The 19,106-nt window shown below is 66.0% G+C and carries 12 protein-coding genes; 2 read left to right on the top strand and 10 right to left on the bottom strand.

The genetic code is table 11. The features are described from left to right. Window positions 1-92: 92 nt before the first annotated feature. From DV733_RS08200 to DV733_RS08155, 10 genes are all read right to left on the bottom strand, one after another. On the bottom strand, window positions 93-1,832 hold the full coding sequence (locus DV733_RS08200; RefSeq protein WP_049995156.1) for a phage tail sheath family protein: 1,740 nt from the start codon (window positions 1,830-1,832) through the stop codon (window positions 93-95). 96 nt (window positions 1,833-1,928) lie between these two features. Beyond that, window positions 1,929-3,179 carry a hypothetical protein gene (locus DV733_RS08195; RefSeq protein WP_202594309.1) on the bottom strand — a complete coding sequence of 417 codons (1,251 nt, stop codon included), beginning with the start codon at window positions 3,177-3,179 and terminating at the stop codon, window positions 1,929-1,931. After that, window positions 3,166-5,319: a phage tail protein gene (locus DV733_RS08190; RefSeq protein ID WP_049995158.1), complete on the bottom strand. Its 2,154-nt coding sequence runs from the start codon at window positions 5,317-5,319 to the stop codon at window positions 3,166-3,168. Before DV733_RS08190 ends, DV733_RS08195 begins: the two co-directional genes overlap by 14 nt. Further along, a complete protein-coding gene (locus tag DV733_RS08185; protein WP_049995159.1) occupies window positions 5,316-7,292 on the bottom strand; it encodes a putative baseplate assembly protein in 1,977 nt (658 codons plus the stop codon). The genes DV733_RS08190 and DV733_RS08185 overlap by 4 nt, the downstream gene beginning before the upstream one ends. Before the next feature lie 24 nt (window positions 7,293-7,316). Beyond that, the gene (locus DV733_RS08180; protein WP_049995160.1) at window positions 7,317-10,391 is read right to left on the bottom strand and encodes a putative baseplate assembly protein; all 3,075 of its coding nucleotides are present in this window, start codon (window positions 10,389-10,391) and stop codon (window positions 7,317-7,319) included. Continuing rightward, window positions 10,388-10,783 carry a GPW/gp25 family protein gene (locus DV733_RS08175; RefSeq protein WP_049995161.1) on the bottom strand — a complete coding sequence of 132 codons (396 nt, stop codon included), beginning with the start codon at window positions 10,781-10,783 and terminating at the stop codon, window positions 10,388-10,390. Before DV733_RS08175 ends, DV733_RS08180 begins: the two co-directional genes overlap by 4 nt. A 3-nt stretch (window positions 10,784-10,786) precedes the next feature. Then, a complete protein-coding gene (locus DV733_RS17860; protein WP_049995162.1) occupies window positions 10,787-11,080 on the bottom strand; it encodes a PAAR domain-containing protein in 294 nt (97 codons plus the stop codon). Window positions 11,081-11,097: 17 nt separating this feature from the next. Then, entirely contained in the window at window positions 11,098-11,832 is a 735-nt protein-coding gene (locus DV733_RS08165) for a phage baseplate assembly protein V (protein ID WP_049995163.1), read from the bottom strand. Further along, window positions 11,829-12,848: a phage late control D family protein gene (locus DV733_RS08160; RefSeq protein WP_049995164.1), complete on the bottom strand. Its 1,020-nt coding sequence runs from the start codon at window positions 12,846-12,848 to the stop codon at window positions 11,829-11,831. The genes DV733_RS08165 and DV733_RS08160 overlap by 4 nt, the downstream gene beginning before the upstream one ends. Next, entirely contained in the window at window positions 12,849-13,514 is a 666-nt protein-coding gene (locus DV733_RS08155; RefSeq protein WP_049995165.1) for a CIS tube protein, read from the bottom strand. 15 nt (window positions 13,515-13,529) lie between these two features. Between DV733_RS08155 and DV733_RS17320 the strand changes: the two genes are divergently transcribed. Both DV733_RS17320 and DV733_RS17085 read left to right on the top strand, forming a co-directional pair. Further along, window positions 13,530-13,778, top strand: a complete 249-nt coding sequence (locus DV733_RS17320) for a hypothetical protein (RefSeq protein WP_049995166.1) — start codon at window positions 13,530-13,532, stop codon at window positions 13,776-13,778. A 4,705-nt stretch (window positions 13,779-18,483) separates the two neighbouring features. Next, the gene (locus DV733_RS17085; protein WP_154019543.1) at window positions 18,484-18,639 is read left to right on the top strand and encodes a hypothetical protein; all 156 of its coding nucleotides are present in this window, start codon (window positions 18,484-18,486) and stop codon (window positions 18,637-18,639) included. The last annotated feature ends 467 nt before the right edge of the window (window positions 18,640-19,106 follow it).

Below are 19,106 nucleotides of genomic sequence, written 5' to 3'. Positions count from 1 at the left end.
GAAACGGTTCGGTCGTAGTGGTCCGTGTCTGTCTGGCATACGTGTGTTCGTCTCTGATGGTTATGTCGCGTGCTGCGTGTGCTCGAATGTGTCTACGAGTCGCCCGTCCACTGGCCGATCCGGAAGACGACGAACTCGGCGGGCTTGACCGGCGCGATTCCGATCTCGACGATCAATCGCCCGTTGTCGATGTCGTCCTGGGTCATCGTCTCCTCGCCGCACTTGACGTAGAACGCCTCGTCGGCCGAGGTACCCTGGAGACCGCCCTCGCGCCAGACCGTCGTCAAGAAGTTCTCGACCGTCTGGCGGACGCGCGCCCACGTGTCGACGTCGTTGGGCTCGAAGACGACCCACTGGGTCCCCTCGTCGATCGACTGCTCGATGTACAGGAACAACCGCCGGACGTTGACGTACTTCCAGGACGGATCGCTACTGCAGGTGCGTGCACCCCACACACGGATCCCGCGACCCTGGAAGCTCCGAATCAGGTTGATTCCTTTGGGGTTGAGGACGTCCTGCTCGCCCTTGGTGTAGTCGTACTGCAGTTCGAGGACGCCACGAACCGTCTCGTTCGCGGGCGCCTTGTGAACGCCGTGTTCGACGTCGCTGCGTGCGAAGATCCCCGCGACGTGGCCGCCCGGCGGGACGAGCTTCTCGTTGTTCGTGTACGGGTCCTTGATTCGGAGCCACGGTCCGTAGTACGCAGCATACGACGAATCGACCGGCGTCTCCATCTCCGAGACCGGCCCCGGCGTCTGGGGCGTCTGGAGGATGGCGAAACGCTCGCCCATGTTCTCACAGTGGGTGACGACCGCGTCGGTCAGCCCGCGGATGTCGTTCTCGTCGGGCACACAGACGATCGAGATCTCGTCCAGTTCCTTGAACGCCTCCAGGCCCGTGCGCATGCCGGGCTTGGCGATCCCACGGAAGTCACTGAGGGATACCTCGCCGTCGTCGACGTCCGCGCGCTCTTTCTGGGTCGGATCGACGACCTCGACGTCGACCTCGACCTCGCCGTCGCGGATCGCTTCGAGATCCTCGACCAGCTCGTCTTTGGCCTGGCTCCGGTCGATCTCGAACGGCTCGGCCATATCCTGCAGGTCGTTGTAACTCTGCTCGTCCAGCTCTTCTGGGATGACGACCTGATTCTCGGCGTCGATGAGCCCACCGTCCGAGGCGGCCGAACTCGACGTGTCCGTGCTGAGCCACGTCAGCCCCTCCGCCGGGCGACCGTCGCCCGCGCGTTCGAGATCGATCAGGACCGAGGTCGGCGTCTGTTTCTCGTAGTACTGACTGGACTCCCGGTCGGGCGTCATGTCCTCGTACTCCTCTTCGACGGCCGGCACTGGATCGGGCTGCTCGCTCGCCGGTTCGTCGACGTTCTCGATGTCGCAGGCCCAGTAGCGGACCCGAACCCGGAAGTACTCGTTGTGACCCTCTTCGTACATCGGCCCGTCGTCGACGACGATCGCGACCGACTCAGCCCACTCGCCGGGCCCGTTCGCGGTCACCTCGACCACTGGATCGCCGTTCTCGTCGGTCAGCGTCGCCCCCGCCCGGTCTTCGGGCTCGGCAGCAGTGACACGACCCACGTAACAACGGCCCCCACCGTTCTTGAAGAATCCGTCGACGGCGACGTCCAGATCGGACGTCTCCGGACTCGATCCGTAGAGACGCTTGAACTCAGAGAAGCTCGTGACCAGCCGGGGCTCGACGGGCCCGCGCTCGGTCTCGCCGAGGAATCCGGCCGTACTCGTGCTCACCCCCTCGACAGCCTTTGTTCCATTGTCTACCTCTTCTACGTATACGCCTGGTGACTGATATTCTGGCATTGCTGTAGATATCCCACCAATTTCGGTTCCGATACAATCTTCAATTTACAAGAATAGGTTATAAATCTTTCTGTGTTGTTATTGAATTGATTTTAGTTACGTGTCGGGGACAATATCGTAGAGTTCCTCTAGAGAGTCGGCAGCCTCACAGACGTTGTCCTGTGCGACTGCGACGTCCAGAATCGAGGCCTCGTCCTCCAGGCGATTCTGGAGTTGTGAGACTGCCCTGACGTACCCGTCAAGTGTGTCTTCGGTAGCCGTGCCTTCGAGGGTTTCACCCAGACGAATCTCGGCGTCCAGTAGCTCGCGGACGTGCTCACGGTAGATCTCTGGCTGGTCGTAGGCGTTCGCGGCGATTCCCTCGGTTGCCGCAGTCACGATCTCCTGTGCGACCCGGCTGACCTCGTCGCTGTGTTCCTCGAATCGGTCGGCGACGTCACGGAAGAAGCGTTCCTTGTCCTTCAGCGACTTGCGCATCAGGTATCGGTTGAGCGTGTCCCGATCCTCTTTGAGTTCGTGCAACTCCGCCTGGAGGAACTGGAGTTTTCGCTCGAAGCCCTCGATGTCGTCCAGATCCACTGGTACGTCTCTCGGTTCGGGATCGACTGTCACTCCGTGAGGGTTGTCGGTATCGGCGAGATGGCTCGCGAACGCACGGAACAGCATCTCGGTATCGTACACCAGCGGCCGCTTCACCGCCGTCTCCGTGGGCTGCCACCCCCCGTCCGATCCCCGCTCGAACGCACCGACGAAGACCGCCGGGTCGCTCTCGCTCCGTGGCTCTTCTCGATACTGCTCGTGATACGCCGCCGCAATCTCGTGGAACGGGTCCCGAGAATCCTCGTCGAGTTCGAGTTCGAGCTCGGGCGTCGGCTCGCCGGGCTCGGGTTCAGTCTCCTGATACGTCAGCTCGAACACTTCGATCGCACGGTTTGGCGTCTGCTCGTCGCCGGCGACGCCGTCAGCGTCGGGGACCGGCACCGACTCCGTCGACACTTCGGCGTGCCGTGCGAAGAGATAGATCTCGTCGTTGGTCGGCACCGGGACGGACTTGCTGGTCTCGGTCTCGACGACGATCGGCCGCCCGTAGCCGTCGATGGCCAATCCGGGCGCGACAGTCACTGTCAGTTCCTCCTGAGTCTCCTGGACGTCCCGGACCTCCAGCCCACGGACGATTCCCGTCCCCATCGTATACCGCGCCAGCGTGTGCAACCGCTCGGCGTGGTACTCCTGTTCGACCTGCATGTCCCGGGGCGTCATCAGCTTGCCCTGGAAGAACCGATTCTTCTCGAACTGTTCCAGCGCGCGTTCTCGCATTTTCGTTGTCATATCGTTATCGTGTTGCATCTGTCTCACCTCGTAGCACGGCGTTGCCGCCGAGGGCCGTCTGTCCGAGTTCCAGTTCCCGGTCGGTCAGCGTGCTGTTGACCCCGAGGAACGTGTTGCCGGCCAGTTCGAACGACTGTTCGATCCCGACCACCGCCCCGCGGGTGTGCGCCGGTGCTTCCCGGTCGACGATCCGCTCGACTGCGTCGTGGTGCTCCTCGCGTGCGAACGGCCCCGCATAGACCACGAACGACTGCGGGCCGGCGAGCGCCCGCTCGAACGGTTCGCGCGCCGCGTCCGACTCGATCCCGTCGAGGTCGGCATGTTCCAGCACGAACAGCTCGTGTGGTAGTCCACCGGCCCGGTCGGTCCCGCCGTCGGCGTTGGCCACCCGAGCTGCGTTCGTGGCCGTCTCAGTCGCCCGCCTGAGCGCCGACGACCCACGATCCGGAACCGGAGCCGGCGGCTCGACGTGGCGCAGGTACAACTCGAGCATCGCCCGCAATCCAGCGCGAGTGCCGCGCTGTCTGTACAGCTCCGGGGCACGGACGAGTAGTTCGCGCCGGGCCGACTCCGGCCACGATTCGTCGACGTCGACCGCCAACCACGATGCCAGCCACTCCAGAGAATCACTCGGCACCCCACCGGGATCGAAGTAGCGCGTGATTGTCTCGATCTCGCGCTCGACGTCGACGAACATGCTCTCGAAGATCGAGAGAAACCGTTCGAGAAACGCCGCCGAGGTGCCGTCCTCCCGGTAGATGTCCGGCAGGTATCGCAGGTACGACTGGCGTGGACAGAACGCCTCGACGGCGTCGATCCGGGGCGAGGTCGTCCGGCTGCCACGCAACTCGATCGCGACGTGGAGATACCGGCCAGCCGCCCCCTCCAACAGGACGTCCGTCGGATCCGGCGTCCCGACCTCCCGCCAGTCGATCGCCTGCTCGGCTGCCCGCCGCCAGGCTGTAACCTCGCGTTCGGACACCGCCGGCAGCTCCGCCGACAGTACCGCCGGATCGCTGCTCGCGAGGCCCCAGACCGACGTGACGCCGGCCGACGCCAGCGTCGCGGCGTCGTCCGCAGACAGGCACTCGAGGGCCGAGAGCCCACCGGTGTCGACAGATTGTCCGTCCGTCGCGAAGTAGCGAACCCGGACCTGCGTCCCCGAACTCTGCCGACCCAGATCGAGTCGGAGTCGATGCCACTCGATCTCGTCGGTGCCGGCGTCGAACCGACCCAGAACCGTGCCGCGATACCGCGACGTGCCGGGTTCGACCGTGTACCGTTCGGTCGCCGCGAGTTCGAGACACGACCCGTCGCCGACGGCCGCGTACAGCGGTCCTTCCTCGACGCCGACCAGCGTCCGCCACGAGCGCCCCTGGCGGTGACGTTCGGTTGCTACAGACGCCCCTAGCTCGTACGTACAGAGGACGAACTCGCCGTCGTCGGTCCGACAGCCGAGAACGACCGGCCCCGCCTCGGAACGGCCGAGACACGTCGGCGTCAGCGACTCGCCCGACGAACCCAGCCGAAGCGACGACAGCGACAGCGTACGCTCGCCATCGATCGTTCGGAGGCGCGGTCTTTCGGAGGGTGCATCGAGCACCCACCCCTCCCCACGCCCAGTCACGAGCAGGTCGCGTGGCGACTCGACACCGTCGAGGATCGACTCGGTCTGGCCGGCCGGCCCGACCCGGACGAGCCGCCCCGCCGAGTCCTCGCGGCCGGCGTCCAGTGCGAGCACCGACCCGCCTGCCGTCGCCAGCTCGACCGGCGTCTCAAGATCCGTCTCGACCGTCCCGATCTGGCGCTGCAGCCGCGTCGAGATGGCGACGAGCCGCCCCGCCGAGCGGTCCGCCACGTACGCCCGATCACCGTCGACACAGACCGCCGCCGGCTCGAACGCACCCGGACCCGGCTGCCACAGCTGCTGTTCGATCCCCTGCTCGCGGTCGTGTCTGGTCAGCGTCCCCGCCGGTCCGAGCGCGTACAGCGCGCCGTCGGCAGAAACCGCCAGATCCACGGCGTCGATCGAACGTACCGTCTCCTCGATAGCAGGCGAGGATCGCAGGACGACGCCGCCACCAGTGACGGCGACGTTACACCGCCCCCACGACCGCCAGTCGGCCGCTGTCACCGTCCGCGCTGTCGAGAACGTCATCCACGGGCACCTCCTGTCTCCTGTTCTCGGACCCGGAGGTCAGTCGTGATCGACTCGACGTAGAACAGCGCCGTCTCGGGGATGGTAATCGTTCCGTCTCCGGCCACCGTCGCGTCGCCGTGTGCCGTCACGGTCACGTCCTGTACCCGATCGACCATCTCCAGGGAGTCGAGGACATCGGCGAGTTCAACCTCCGAGACACCGTGGCCGAACGGCCAGCCCTCGCCCTCCTGGCCGCCCCGGAGCGGATCGAGGTACTCCTCGATGGCCGTCCGCACCGCCGTCTCCTGGCCGACGCCCGCGTAGGTCCGGCGGGTCCGGGCCTCGGCGTCGATCGTCAATCCGACGTACGTGGGCGCGGCTGCGGTCACCCTATCGGTCAACAGCCGGCGCGCGTCGAGTTGGCGCTGCACCGCTGCGAGAAACCCGTCGCTTGGCTCCGGTTTCGAGCAGTCGGCCGGCGCGTACGGGACGACTACGACTTCGACTTCGGGCCGGCCGTCGTCAGTGTCGATGGCGACGGTCGTCCGCGCGATTCGGAGGCCGGGTGTCCGTCGGGCGATCGCGGCGTAGTCCTCGGCCGTCACGCCCCGATACGGGACGCGACGGTCGCGCTTGACGCGACGGAACGCCGCCTCGATCGACTCCATGTCACGCCCGCCGGTCGCCGGCCCGAGCGACGACAGCGAGACGTCTTCACACCGCAGACCGTCGCCGAGTTCCCGGTCGGGTTCGGCGACGTTCCAGGCCGCCGACTCCGGGACGTTACCCGCATCGCCGCCCCCGTATACGACCGACGTCGCCACGACGGTCGCCTCGGCCGGTGGCACTGCCCCGCGCTCACCGTCGCCGAAGCGAATCTCGCCGGCCTCGGGATCGAGCACGTAGTGGCGTTCGTCCGGTCCCGACGCGTCGAAGTCCGGCACCTCGGCCCAGGTCTCGCCATCGACGGCGATCGTCGCCGCCTGCACAGGCGTATCCGGAAACGCGAAGCGCTGGCCGTCCAGCGCCGGCACGCTCCCGTCCTCGATCCGCTCCAGCGTGACGTCGGTGTCGGTGATTCGGTGGCTCGCGGTGACGACGTTCGTCCTGATCGCCTCGAACTGCGGCGGGATCTCGTGACCCAGCGTACGGATCCGACAGCGCAGCCACACCAGTCCCGGGTCGTGTGGTCCGACGCCGCGTTCGCCCGGCGTCGTCGGCTCGTAACCGGGCGGCCGGCCCAGGGCGATTGCACCCCCCTCGTAGAACCGGTCGGTCCCGTCACCCAGAAGCAGGAGCCGCTTCCAGGCGTCGTCGTCGGCCCACCGAGATTCGTCGGTACAGTACTCCCAGACGACTTCGACGGAGGGGACGAACGTCTCCGGGTCGTCGGCCTCGCCGTCCGGCTCGGGAAGGTTGGCGTCGTGATAGGCAACCGACAGCGAGCACCGATCGACCGCGGCGAATGGATCGCCCTCGAAGCCGAGACACAGCGTCGCGCCCGCGTGCGCACTATCTCCGAACGCCCGGAAGAACATCCCCTCAGTCTCGTTGGCCGTGGTGTTGTCGGTCACGCCCGTCTCGTCGACGGTCACGACCGCCGCCAGCTCGGCATCGGCACAGACCACGTCGTGGTCGGTCTCGAAGCGTCTGGTTGTCCCCTCTCCGTCGGTAGCTTCCAGGCGCGTTCCCGCCGGGATCGTGACACACTGTCCCGGCGGCGACAGCGACAGTGCGACCGACGCAGACTGGGGCCGTCGGCGACTGGCACCGACCAACCGCAGATACTTCTCGCGATGGTCGTCGGTCACCTGATCTAGCTGGTAGACGTAGGACTCGGTCAGCCACGCCAGCAGCTCGACGATCGTCACCCCCGGATCGTGTGGGTTCATGTCCGTCCACGACTCGGCCGTCGCCGGGATCACCTTCTTGGCCGCGTCGAGCAACTCCTCGTACTCCCGGTCGTCGAGTTCGGGAACGTCAACGCCCACCGTTCGACCCCCCACCGTTCGTCGTCACTGTGTCTCCCCCATCGTCACCGCGATGTCGTGCTCGCCGCTACAGACCAGTGTATCCCGCGGGACGCCAGCCTCGCGGCTGGCCGCCACAGACTGGATATCGCCCCCGGTCTCGACGGTCACGTCGATATCGAGGACGGCACCGACTCCCTCGATACCGCGAACTCGCTCGGCGAGAGTCGTCTCGTCGGGTAGCGTCCCGAACGGCCATCCCTCGCCGTTCCGGCCAGTCAGCGGATGAAGATAGTCTTCGAGCGTCGACTCGACCGCCGTCTTGAGCGTCGAGATGCTCTTGATCCCGTCCGTGCGGACCCGCGTGTCGATCGAGACGGCGGCGTAGCTGGGCCCCCGAACGACGATTCGCGAGCCTTCCCGCGCCACCAGGGTCGCCGGCGCGCGTTCGCTGACGGCCCGCTGGATCCGCTCCTGTAGCTCCAGAGAGGGGACTGGCTGCTCTCGCCGCGCCTCGGGGACGATCAACAGCGTCACCCAGCCGGGTTCGCGCTCGCCGTCCGGGTTCATCTCCGGTTCGCACCTGACCTTCGCCAGCTCACGCGTCTCGGCCATCGCGACCGCCTCGAAGTCCGACGCCGACACCGCCTTCTCACGGGTCTTCAGTTGTTCCGGCGCCCGCGAGGCCAGTGCCGAGGGCGATTCGGCAGCCGCGCCGCCGTCGGCCGGCGCGTGGTTCGTCACCGACTCGACCAGCGAAATCGACGACCGCAGATCCGTCACCACACCGGCGTCGACGTTGCCTTCGCTGCCGCCACCAGTGGTGTAGGTCGCTCGCACGTTGTCGGTACCGTTCGGCGGGACCGCCCCGTGCTGGCCATCGCCGAACGTGACCGTCCCACTGGTTCGATCGACTGCGTAGTGGCGATCCTTCGATTCCGAATCCAGGAAGTCCTCGACCGCCGTCCACCGCACCCAGAACGCCGAGACGGACCCGTCGGGCTCGGTCACACGCTCGACGGCGTCGGGTCGGTCTTCGAGCAGCGTCCGCTGTTGGCTGGCCGACAGCGATCCCTGCTCGTCGACCCACACCCCGATGTCGATGATCGGCACGTTCGCACACGCGAAGACCTGATCGTGTGCACCGTCGCTCGACCCCAGAATCTCGTCCTCGATCGTCCGGGTGTTTGCGGCCCACTGCGTGTTCAGGTACACCCCGTCGACGACGGGCGGCGCGGGGACCGTGTCGCTCTGGATCGATGTCGCCGAGGGTTTCTCGAAACGATCCTCAGTGATACGCAATCGAACCCAGTGAGCAGTCTCGCCGAACCGCTCGACGGCCGTCGTCGGCTGCGGGAGGGTGACGCTGACGATCCCTCGTTCTGTCAACCCCGCCGTCTCGTCGCGGACATCGAGTTTCGCCCACTGGTCGGCTGCCGGATCGACGCAGTACTCCCAGCGGACCCCCGGATCGAACGTCCGCGGATACGTCGCGTCTGCGATCGGGAAAAACACTGTCAGCGGGCCGTTTTCGAGGGTGTCGTCGAACCCGAGATACATCGTCTGCCCGTCGTCCGGGACGGGCACAAATGGCCGGAACGGCCTCTCCAGATCGTCGTCGACTGTCGCGTTGTTGACTGTCAGGACGTGTTCGAACGCCTCGCCACCCCGGTCGTAGTGCAATGTCACGCCCCCGAATCGCGGCGGCGTCGGTTCGTCGGTGAGTTCGCCGCGCTCGCCGTCGGCCGTCATCTCGAACGCCGGCTGCCCGTAGTTGCCGCTGACCAGCCGCGCCCGGATCCAGACGCCCTCGTGGCCCGACACCGACGTCGGTTCGAGATCTTCCGGAACGGTGAACTGGACGTGTCCGTCCGCACACAGTGACTCGGTCTCGTCGCGAGCGACGTCCAGCCGCGTCCAGCCACTCCCGTTCCAGTACTCCCAGGAAATCGTCGGCGGCCCTCCGAGCACGCCCGCGTTCGGCCCCGAACCGTCCTCGACATCGGAAGGGAGCGCCCCCGACTCGGGTGGTTCGAACGACACGTCGACGACCGCACCCGACTTCGTGAATGCCTCTTCGGAGGCCAGATAGAACGTCGACGGCGGCTGGGGATGCTCTCCTAGTGGCGTGATGTCGTCCTCGCCGTCGACCGCCAGCGGCACGTCGTCCGAAAAGGCATCACTCGGCCGAATCCCGCCGCTACTGGCGTCTCTGGTGACGCGCAACGAGAGCGACGAAACCGCCGCAGTGAACGCTGCCGTCTCGCCCGAGGGAGCACGGCACCGGAGCCAGCGACTTTCGACGCCCTCGATCTCGGTCTGGCTCGTCGATCCCGGCAGCGTGAAGGCTACCGTCACCGCGTCGCTGTCGTCCTCCTGAGCTGCAGAGAGCGATTCCAAACGGGCCTGCAACGAGGACAGTTCGTCATCGTCGGCTTCGCGGTCGGCTCCGGGATCGAGTTCGTGCCACGCCTCGACACCGTCGGCGTCCTCGCCGTAATACTCCCAGCTGAGCCCCTCCTCGAACAGCTGTTGGTCGGCGTCCGTCTCGATCGACACCGACAGCGTCGATCCCGCGTCCAAGGTCAACAGATCTCCGTGGCCGAGATAGAGAACGTGTTCCTGACAGTCCGCGCCGGTAAACAACTCCGTCGACCCCTCACCCAGGATCGAGTCGGTGTGATCGACGACTCGATCAGCGTCCGGATCGACGCTGTAGACCGACGACAGCGACGCCGGCGTCGCCTCGAACCCCCCGTCCTGGGGGATCTCAAAGATCTGCTCGCCCCCATCAGTGTCGGCGACAGCCTGCGTGCCACCAGGGATCGCCACGTTCCGACCCAGGTCGCTCGACACCGTCACCGAAAGCGGCAGGCGCGCAGCCTGTGGCGGCTCCCGGTCGAACCCCAGCTCGTCCAGAAACGCGAGTCGATGCTTCTCCGGAACGCTCTCTAACCGCTGGACGACGTCGCTTCCGAACCGTGAAGCGATCTGTAACAGTACCGTCCCGTTGTCGGGCGAGTCGGGATCCCACTGATCGGTGTACTGCTCGGCTAGCTCCCGCAGATCCGCGAGCAACGCCTGCTGATCACGACCGTCGACGACTGGCCCGTCGTTCATCCGTCACCTTCGGTGATGTAGAACGGATAGACCATGTTCGAGAGGCTGTTCGTCGTCCGAACGCGATACTCGATCTCGATCAGTACCTCGTTGGGATTCTCGGCAGTATCCGCGTCGATCGATTCGACGTCGATCCGAGGCTCCCAGCGGACCAGCGCCTCCCGAACGCTGCTCTCGATGAGATTCAGCGTCGCGGGTGTCACCGCCGAGAAGACGTGGTCGTGGATGTCACAGCCGAATTCGGGGCGCATCAGGCGCTCGCCTTTCGCCGTCCCGAGGATGATCCGGATCGACTCGCGGATATCGTCCTCGGCCGCCGACACCTCGATGTCGCCACGGCTGTCGGTATCCACCGGAAACGCCCACCCCTCGCCCAGGAAATCACGTGCCATCGTTCACCCGATCTGAACCGTGGGACACCCCTTGACGATCGTGTTCGGTGGCCCGCTCTCAATCACCTTGTCGCCCATCCTGGCCGCGGGCATGTTGTTGATCAATACCGACGTGCTTCCTTTCAGAACTGTACCACCGACGTGTGGTACTGGCCCCGACGACAGTGGACACGTATGCATGTCGATCATCGCTCGCCAGGCCGGCTGCCCACCGATGAGGACGTTCGGACTCCCTGGACTCCCTGCTAACGGCGTTCCGTGTGACGTATTGTCGCCAAGACGTGCTGCTGGAGGCATCTCTTTTCTCCACTCAGTTAATTGAGCTTTATAGGCATTCCTTTTATAATTACTGATCCACTTCCCTGTAACTTCGCCGCCTGCCCCTTGAGCTTGAGATTCCTCCCACCGGAGATCTTCGCGTTAGAGGTGGCCGACACGTCGAGGGATTTGGTCGAAATCGACACCTCACTGCTCCCGTCGATCTTCACGTTCTTCGCCGAGAGATCGAGTGTCTTGTCGGCGACGACCGAAATCTCCCCCTTCGAGGAGTCGAGCGTGATCGTGTTCTTGCCCGACTTGCCCTCGACGCTGATCTGCTCGTCACCGCTCTCGTCGTCGAGCCGGATTGTGTGACCGGCGCTGGTCTCGATCTCGACGTTGGGCGTATCCTCGGAGTCGTCGAACGTGATCGTGTGACCGCTGCGGGACTCGATCTGTCGGATGTCGTTGTTGCCCTCCGTGTTCTTCTGGGGCGGTTTCTGGGACCCGTTCCACAGCGCCCCGAGCACGAACGGCTTGTGGATGTCTCCGTCCTCGAACGCCACCAGCACCTCGTCGTCGACCTCCGGGAGGAAGTACGCGCCGTACTCGCTGCCGGCCATCGGCGTCGCGAGTCGCGCCCAGTGGCTCTCGTCGTCGGCGTCACGCCAGGGGAACCGTAATTTCACCCGACCGAGGTCCTTGGGGTCCTCGTTGTTCGTGACGACCCCGACCCGGACCCCCGAGAGTCGATCCCCGCCATCCTGATCGAAAAAGCCAGGGTGACTCACGGGGACACCTCCGTCGCCTCGAAGGTGGTCCGATAGCCCGCCGCACCCATTCGGTGGGTCGCCTGTGTGACGTAGTATTTTTTCGAGAACTTCTCGCCCATCTCTTCGAGTGTGATGGTCTTTCCTGCCCTGATCTCGGGCGTCCCGTCGGCTTCACCGTGGCCGGTGACGACACCGTCGGAAAACTGGTTCAGCTTCTGCTGTGCGATTCGTTTCGCCTCGTTTCGTGACATGACTGGCACTCTAAATACCTCCTTGTAATCGGCGTTCGACGAGCCCGCCGTGGCGACGATCTCTTTCTTTTTCTGGACGTTCCACGAGCGGACCTCGACTTTGTGGGTCGGTTTGGCCTGGCGGATCTCGGCGTGAAAGTCGTGCAAGGCCTCGCCGTACCATAGTTCGGCGACTGGTTCGCTGTCCCCGCCACGGTCGTCCCGCGGGAGAAAGTGGACAGTATCTCGCTCGGCGTAGAACTCGAAGCCGTACGTGCGAGCGAGCTCCTCCAGAAACCGGTAGTCGCTCTGGTTGTCCTGGATCAACTTCGCGCGCTTGAGTCGCGCCCGCCCGACGTCCACCGTCGAGAACGAATAGGATCCGAGGACGTCCTCGACGACTTTGCTTAGCTTCTTCTCCTCCCAGGAATCGGAACTGGTCCCCTGCATCAACTCCCGCAACAACCCGAATCCGCTCACCGTGACGGTCGGCCCCTGATCGGTCGTAAAGCCCGCTTCGATGGCGTCGATCTTCCCGACCAGGAGATCTGTGAGCGTCCCGTCGCCGCCGTATCCCATCGAGATCTCGATATCGGTCCCGATCTCGAAGTCGCCCCACGAGAGTCCGCTGAACGTTCCCAGTTCCTCGTCGAAGGGATAGTTCAACGTGAACGAAAAGCGATCGGCTCCATCCAGGGTCGTCTCGACGACCAGATCGGCGATCCGGCCGCCGGGCTCCTGGAACTTCGTGCCGCCGACGACGACCTTGAATCGCGGGGAGTAGCGGGGCTGGTAGCTCGACATCTATAGCGGTGGGAGTTCGAGTTTCTCGCCGGCCTCCACCCCACGAGGATCGGCGATGTCGTTCGTGTTCGCGATCGTCCGCCAGTAACTGGGGTCGCCGTACTCCTCGTCGGCGATCAACCACAGCGTGTCCCCCTCGGTGACCGTCCAGACCTTCGTCTTGTCGGTCGATTCGGGCGAGACCTCCGACTTGTGGTAGTCGGCCGTCTTGTACTCCTTGAACGTCACGTTCACGCGCGCCCGGATCGGGACGCCGCTGGGGAGGAACTTCGTGAAGCGCTTGCTCGCACGCTCGACCAGCGCCGTGAAGTCGATCCCGTCGCCCCAGACGAACCGACAGACTGGCGGCGCGTGCAACTCCCCGTCGACCTTCAGCAGGGTGTCGATCGTGTTCACGTAGCGCTTGCGGACGTCGACCTCGCCCGAGCCGTTGGGCCCAGTTGCATCCGAAGTATCGAAAAACAGCTCCATCGTGAGCGTCTCGGCGTTGCCGTCGACGAACTGCATGATCGACGCCCCCGATCCGGTCGCTTTGAGCTCGCCGTAGTTGACGCTCTTCTCCATCGTGTACTCCGAGGGATTGAACTTGCAGTCGATGCTCTCGCCGCTTTGCTTGCCGTTGAGGATCGTGATCTGTGCTTTCTCCAGTTTGCCACTCGTACCCATTTACAACCCCTTCCGTTGTCGTTCGATCCGAAACTTGCGTTCGAGTCGCCGATACAGTACGTCTACTACCCGATCGACGTCCGCGTCCATCGACAGCGCCCCCGGCTCGTTCGGCAGCGAGACTGCCCCACCGACATCGTGGTCTCGCCGATGCTCCTGGCGACCATGCCGGTCGTCGGTCCGCCGATCGACAGACGACGACTCGGCCGGATCGATCGGCTTCGTCGACTCCAGCGCACGCGACTCGTCGAACGGCGTCGGTGACGGGCGCGAACTATCTCGCCGACCGTCCGAAGACGCCGGTCCAGCAGACCCAGGATCCTGATCGGCGCCGCCTGCGTGCCGACCGCCATTCCGCCCGGCACGAGAACTGGCAGACGAACGGCCAGTGCGCGAACCCGCAGCGCCGGTTCCGCCCGACCGGTGGCGCGACGACGATCGCTGGCTCCCAGCCTGACCCACCGACCCGGCAGCCGAATCAGCCGGCTCCACCCCCGTCGTCACGTCCCGATGATAGGTCAGCGACGGCGTCGCCACGTTCGCATCCATCGTCTCTCGTTTTTCTACTCTCAAACTACTATTATTGGTTTTTCTATTTATAGTATTGGAAACTGCGTCGGTTCGGCGGTCGGCAGCGGCCATCGCCCGAACGTCACGGGCACGACGAGCGGTGAACGTCGACTGGACTGGCTGTGTGGTCGATTCGGCGGCTGCGAGGGGGCGACCGGGCATCTCGCCGACCCCAACACTGGCGCTCGACAGAGGCGAGATGGCCTGATCGGAATCGCTCCCCTGTGTCCCGGGGCGACCGTTCGGTATCCCATCCGAGCGACCGAGCGTGCGGGCAGACGCGACCGACAACGTCGGTCTGGAATCGTTCGACAACAGATCCGAGGCAGTTCGAGATTCGACGCTATCGGTAGGGTCAGTGGTCGACCCCTTTCTGGTGGTCGGGCCCGACGATACTGTCTTCGAGAGACGCGCCACCGACAGGGAAGACGCGACCGTCCCGAAGTCAGACGAGAGAGACAGCGTCGACCGTCTGCGGTCCGCTGCACGACTTCCAGCAGCGACGGGGCGGGGTTCGTCGACCGCCATCGTCTCATCCGAGGACTCGACGGGCTGACGACGAGCCGAACCGCCCGAAATCGGTCGAGTAGCAACGTCCCGAACGGACGTCTTGGCCGAGGCGGGATGGCGAGTGGGCGTCCCGACGGATTCAAACGGCGAGCGCCGAGTGGTCCGTTCGACTGCTCCTTCGCCCGGCCGTCTGGTGAACACCGCAGTCTGCGACCGTCGGCCAACCCCCGGCCCTGCGTCAGTGGTCGCGCTGCCAACCCGTCGCGCGTCGGCTCTGGAATCCCACGCCGACCTCGAGTCCCCTGCGTGAACGGCTGCGGTTCCCGAATCGCCGGCTGGCCCCCAGCTGGGGTTCTCGGAGTCGACCGCTGGCGACCGGACGCGGTCGAGTCGCGGCGTCGAGGGTCGACCATCTTCCGACACCACTTGCGCCGCCGTCGTGCCGATCGATCGTTGTTCGGCGCCTATCGAGGGCTCCGTCTCCGAACGAGACAACCACGACGCGGCCGTTCCGGTGGCCTGACGAGAGTCGCCAGTACCCGAGTAGTGGGAAACACCGAGCGGGCGCGTGCTACGCTGGGTTCGAGGAACTACGGCTCCTGCGGGCCCGAAGAGCGACCGACGCCTGTGTGACCGCTCCAGGGACGCGGCCCCGTCGACGTCTGTCCACGACGGTCTGAACGACCCAGCGGGCCCGGAGCATTCCGTCGCCGACCCCGTCGTGTCGGTGCGCCGTCGATGGGTCAGCGACGTCGAGTTCCTCGGAGCGAGCGAAGGTTCGATCGTCGCCCCGGACCGCGAGGCGGCCATTCCGTGACCCAGTTGCGGCACAGATCGACGACCCATCACAGACTCGCCTCGCGTAGACGGCGACGGGAGCCGCCACCGACGCCGAGTGGTCGAGCGAGCCGACGCGGACGTGCGCTGCGTGCCCGACTCCACGCGCCGAGGAAGCCGACGCTCCATCGATCGATTCGGGACGGCGGACGATCGAGACTGAGCGACTGTGTCCGTGACATCGACGAGGGTCCGGCGCCGATCGTGTGCCCGTACAGGGGACCGAACGCCACCGCGCGCTGGCGACCTCGGATCGGGCGGTGTAGCCAGCCGCCCCGACGATTCCGGACCCGAAACCCGATGCGACGGAACGACGGGAGTCGAGTCCGCGCCTGCAGTCCGCTGGTCGAGTGCTGTCCGTGAAATCGAACGCGTGCGACCGCCTGTGGTCCGCACCCGGCCACTGGCCTGTGAACGAGCAGTGATCGCCACGCTCCCCACAGCGGGATCGGGTCTGGCAGACCCGTCAGCTCCCCCCCACGACTGGGACGGGCCAACCGTCTCGGGGGAGGTGGCGTTCGACACTCCCGACGGCCCCGTGAGTGGACGACCCCGGACGACCCGAGAGCGACCGGTAGTGGACGGTGCCTCACCAGCGGCTCGAGCGTCGAAGGGTGCCGAGGGAGAGACTGAACCAGCCAGCAGAGACCCACTCCCGGCTGCGGGATCGCCTGTCAGCGAATCGACCGCGGGGGCCCCCGAAGAGCGACAGAAGCTCCGGTGCGAGACCCGATCGGACCGCTCGGGAACCAGCGGCGACGCGCCAGGCGAGACAGGACGGTGACTCACGGACAGGTTGGGCGACCCGGGTGCAGGAGACTTCCCGACGCGATCGGCCGGATCGGACGACCAGTCGACCACCGTCCGAGTGGCGGAGGCACGTGTCTGGACAGCGCGCTCCGTCGTGACCCCCGAGAATCGAGGCGACTGAGGCGACGGCCGGTCCGACGCCGTCTGGGGAACACTCGGTGACACATCGGCCGCCCCCTGATCAGGCGAGCGAGACGACACCACGCGAGAGCGAGAGGCCGAACGAGAAGACGACGTCAGTGGCGACCTCGCCAGCGGCGTCGAGATCTGGTCGCCAGCAGTCGGCCCGTCTGCGGCGGATAGACCGATCCCGGTGGGCGAGGTAGCGTGTGCGACAGGGACTATACCCGTGTGATCGAATTCGAACGACGCGGGCGCTGAAAGTGACTGCGTATGTGCAGGGACATCGTCAGACGCCGGACGGGCGAGTGGCTGCAGTGTCGGCCGTCGGCGACCGGCAGCCCCCCTCGAGTAACGGTCCGGCGTCGACGCTCCGAGGACCGACCGACGCGAGATCGCGTTCGAACCGAGACGTCGAGCGACCACGGGGCGAGCGGGACTGAAGGATCCCACTCCAGCGCGACCCGACTTCGATATCTCGGGACCGGCGTGGACAGTATTCGGCGACAGTGGCGCTTTCATTCCGGAATACGCCGTCTGCCGGACGAGGCGCCTCGCTCGAGGGTCCTGAGCGATCGTCTCGACGCTGTGGTCCGTGAAGGGATGCCCAGCGTCGGATTCTGACGACCTCTGTTCGGACCGGTCCGACGTCGGCGGTCCGACCGTATCGAACGGGCGTGACTCTCGTCGCGACGTCGACGTACCCCTGTAGACGTCTGCCCGTGCCGGGGCGGTGTGGACTGGCCGTGACGACCACACCGAGCCGGACTGCTCCCGCAAGAGTCCCCGTGACGCTCCAGCGGAGACTTCAGACCGTGTCGAGCGCACCCGCGGCGATCCCGGCCCGGAACTCGTCCCTGAAACGGCTGGCATCGGACGGTCGACGGCCGCCCTGGTCGTCTCGACGCCCGATCGCTGCCGTGAGACTGGGCGCTCTTCGAACCGCGGCGGTGCGTCGCGGACCGCTCCGAAAGCGGGAATCGCTCCGATCGGACGCTGGCCGACAGCTTCGAGCGCGTGCGTCACGTCAGCGCGACTTCCCGAGTCGGACACGTCGATCGAATGCGCCGATGGGCGACCACTCACCGGCACTCTCGACACGGGCTGCTGGGAGCGCTGCTGGCGACGAGAGACGACCCCTAGCCGAGCAGCACCGTCCCAGCGGGGGACGGACAGGCCGCTGTCGTCAGGCTGGCGTCGTCCAGCACGGTCGCTCGCCATGGAGCCCCCGACTGCCGACAGATCGGCCCGCGTCCCACCTCTCGTCGGGGGCGCGCTCGCACGTGCGTTCGTCCCCGGACCGACACGTCCGTGCGTCTCCGACGGGAGGGACCCTGCTCGTCTCGGCGTCGCCCCGGTCGTCGTCGGGCGAGCGAATGGATGCGACAGATCGGTCGTGTGCGGTGGTGGCCGCGCTGCCCCGGGCAGCTCTCGGTATCGCTCCTGGGCAGCCGAACCCCCTCGGTCGACCGTGGTCGGTCTCGGGGACCGATCGGCGTCCGCTCTGAATCGATGGAGGGATTCAGTACCGGAGTCGAAGCCGTCACCAGCTCCTTTGGCTGCCGTTGTCCCCCGCCCAAGACGCGAGCGGATCGGGGATCGAACCACCGACTCCGGCGACCGTCGGCTGTTCCATTGCCGCCCCACTGGCAGCGACGTTGGCTGGACGGCCCCCGGTTCCGACTGGGCGGCCGGTAGGGACGACGTCGGCAGGCTAATCGGTGACACACGACGCTCGACCGAGACGAGCCGCGGATCGTCACCTTCCACGGACGGTGTGACGGGTGACGCCGACGGGCGAGAGCGAGCGCTGAACGGGCGATAAATGTGGGACGTTCGAGGACCGACCGGTTGCCAGGGCTGTCGGTACTGCCCTGTCGAGAGATGGCGGTGCTGCCCCAGCGACGAATAGCGCAGTTGCTCTCGGGACGACCGGTCGTCATCGGTCGCCAGGCGACGCTGAGCCCCCGGCAGCTGTCGGTCTTCGGCCCCGAACACGGACCCGCCTCGCCGTGCGTCGATCGAAGGGGCTGTCTCACGTCCCTCGTGTCCGGACCCAGACAGAGGAGGACGATCGGATTCGAAGTGACGACTGGAGACGGATTGGCGACCGAACGTCCGTGTGCGTGGAGAGTACTTCGAGGTCGCTGCTGGCTCGGAGACCCCCGACGTCTCCGGGACCGAGAGTATGGGCTGGTCCGGTGCAGCCGGCCTGTGCTGCGACCGACGCTCGAACGCAACTGACCCGCTGTCGGACACTCGCGACCGTGAGGCGTGATCGACCGACGCGGGCTGTATCGGCGAGGTACCGGCCGTCGCTGGCCATCGATCCGACGACGCGGCGTTCGCGTTTCGGGGACGAGTCACGGCGTCGAGCGATCCGACGACGCCCTGCCGGCCGGAGGGAGCGCGCTGGTGTGTCGGCGACGGCGGGCTCTCGACACTGGTCCCGTCGGACGCACGAGCACCACCCTGGTCGAGCACTCCCGCCCTCCCGGACCGAGCCGTGTCCTCACTCGCCAGGAGGGGCGACACGGGCTGAACGGATTCGGACCGACGAGCACCGACACCGGTCCGTGAGGCGGGCTGCGCGGGTACGGACCGCCCGGACCCGACGTCCATCCGCGGGACAGCCGTCGCGGGAACGCTTCTCGAAACGTGGTCGGTGTCGCTAGAGGATACCGCCTCGACGGTCTCGACGCCCCCAGAACTGTCGTGATCGGGTCCATCCCGAGACGGGGAGAG

Origin of the sequence: Halapricum salinum, from assembly GCF_004799665.1 — an archaeon.
Lineage (GTDB): Archaea > Halobacteriota > Halobacteria > Halobacteriales > Haloarculaceae > Halapricum > Halapricum salinum.
The sequence above is the reverse complement of the archived record's forward strand: the minus strand, read 5'-3'. Positions and strand labels throughout refer to the sequence as shown.

Bases quoted from the DNA above. Each gene is read 5' to 3' on its own strand.
- DV733_RS08200 (WP_049995156.1), bottom strand. From the start codon at position 1,832: ATGCCAGAATATCAGTCACCAGGCGTATACGTAGAAGAGGTAGACAAT.
- DV733_RS08195 (WP_202594309.1), bottom strand. From the start codon at position 3,179: ATGCAACACGATAACGATATGACAACGAAAATGCGAGAACGCGCGCTG.
- DV733_RS08190 (WP_049995158.1), bottom strand. From the start codon at position 5,319: ATGACGTTCTCGACAGCGCGGACGGTGACAGCGGCCGACTGGCGGTCG.
- DV733_RS08180 (WP_049995160.1), bottom strand. From the start codon at position 10,391: ATGAACGACGGGCCAGTCGTCGACGGTCGTGATCAGCAGGCGTTGCTC.
- DV733_RS08175 (WP_049995161.1), bottom strand. From the start codon at position 10,783: ATGGCACGTGATTTCCTGGGCGAGGGGTGGGCGTTTCCGGTGGATACC.
- DV733_RS17860 (WP_049995162.1), bottom strand. From the start codon at position 11,080: ATGCCTCCAGCAGCACGTCTTGGCGACAATACGTCACACGGAACGCCG.
- DV733_RS08160 (WP_049995164.1), bottom strand. From the start codon at position 12,848: ATGTCGAGCTACCAGCCCCGCTACTCCCCGCGATTCAAGGTCGTCGTC.
- DV733_RS08155 (WP_049995165.1), bottom strand. From the start codon at position 13,514: ATGGGTACGAGTGGCAAACTGGAGAAAGCACAGATCACGATCCTCAAC.